Annotated in this window: 1 protein-coding gene; it reads left to right on the top strand. The window is 38.9% G+C overall.

The window, feature by feature from the left end; translation table 11 throughout:
• Positions 1 to 173: 173 nt before the first annotated feature.
• Complete coding sequence (locus H5202_RS21590) at positions 174 to 1,823, top strand: methyl-accepting chemotaxis protein (protein WP_182773855.1); 1,650 nt, start codon at positions 174 to 176, stop codon at positions 1,821 to 1,823.
• The last annotated feature ends 81 nt before the right edge of the window (positions 1,824 to 1,904 follow it).

The raw sequence follows: 1,904 nt of genomic DNA on the forward strand, positions 1-1,904 counted from the left end.
ACTATATTTACCTTTTGCGAAGCACTATCGTGAACAATTCGCTAATAAAACGTACCAGTGATAAAACAGTCCTGTTTCATAGCATATTTTAGACTATAACTAACATAGCTGAGCCTTTGTCAGTATTCATCTCATAACCATTTTAATAATAATCATAAAGCCATGGTGCCTGTATGAACCCAATTAACATGTTATTTCGCAAAACAACAATTGCAAACCGCTTATTAGGAATGTTGGCATTAGCGATCATTGCTACTGTTATCGTTTTCTGGTTTTCATTAACGCGAGTAGAAAACGTGTTAATTAATGAAAAAGAAGCCAAACTAAATGCTTTGGTAGACATAGCCACAACCATCGCTGATAAATATTATCAAGATGCACAGTCAGGGATCATGACTGAAGATGAGGCCAAACTGATGGCTTTGGCGACAATTGATAAGTTACGCTATTCAGGCAATGAGTATTATTTCAGTATTGATACTCAAGGGACAATGATCCAGCATGCCTTTGCCAAGCAATTAGTGAATACCAAAGTATTAACAATGCAAGACCCAAATGGAGTTAAATTGTTTGAACAAATGATCCAGCGTACTGAGCAGCAGGATGCTGCAAGGGTGGATTACATGTGGAATAAACCACAACAGGAAAAACCTAGTCCGAAAATGTCAGTGGTAAAACGCTTTAGACCCTGGGGGTGGATTATCGGTACAGGTATTTATGTCGATGACATTCAAGATGATAAAAACCACTTCATTACTCAATACTTATTGTTATTGGCACTGGTTTGGCTGCCGGTCATCTTACTGCTGTTTTTTATCATTCGCAGTATTTCAGGGCCGATGATTGAAACCATTAGTGCGTTTAAAAACATTGCCAAGGGTGAGGGTGACTTGACCTTACGCTTGTCTGAAGAGGGGAATGATGAACTCAAACAGATCGCTCATCATTTCAATGCCTTCATTGATAAAATTCAGAAAGTCATTATTTCTGTAAGTCATTCGGTTGATGAATCGAGTCGCTTAGCTAAAAACATGTCGACGATTGCACAACAGGCCAATCAAATTTCATCCAATGTGCAAGCCGAAACTGAGAATGTGGCAACCGCGATTAATGAAATGTCGATGACTGCATCAGAAGTCGCTTCTAATGCACAATTAGCAGCAGAAAGTACGCACCATGCTGACAAAGAGGCAGATAAATCCGCTTCCGTTGTTGATAACGCAATGAAAAAAATATCTGAATTATCCAGTGAGCTAGCTGCGACAGAAGAAGTTGCAAAAGGCTTACAAGTAAGTTCAAGTAAGATTGGTCAAATTCTGGATGTGATTGTGGGAATAGCAGATCAAACTAATTTGTTAGCGTTGAATGCTGCCATCGAAGCCGCTAGAGCAGGTGAGGCTGGTCGTGGTTTTGCCGTTGTTGCTGATGAAGTTCGAACGCTTGCTAGCCGAACTCAAGCTTCAACAAGTGAGATAAATCTCATCATCGATGCCATCAGAAGTGCGATTGACAGTGTTAATGCTTCTGTTGCTAGGGCTAAGATTAAATCATCTGAAACGGTCAATGAAACACAACAAGTTGTAGGTGCACTTGATAATATTAAGTCTTCAATTGGGCAAATATCGCAAATGAATGTTCAAATAGCTGCCGCTACAGAGGAGCAAAGTACAGTTATCACAGAGCTAAATATGAATATTACTCGAATTAGTGACATGTCATTAGACAATAGAACTCAAAATGAGCTCATTAATAAGGGCAGTATAGGTATTGAACAAGGTGCGATTCAGTTACATGAACTTGTCGAACAATTCAAAGTAAAATAACTCAAAGCTAGTCAAGTTGATTGATTCAGTTAGCTTGGCTTAGCTCAAAATAATAACGTTTTATAAACCGAGCCCTATTTT

The sequence above is a fragment of the Shewanella sp. SG41-4 genome (assembly GCF_014164505.1).
GTDB lineage: Bacteria > Pseudomonadota > Gammaproteobacteria > Enterobacterales > Shewanellaceae > Shewanella.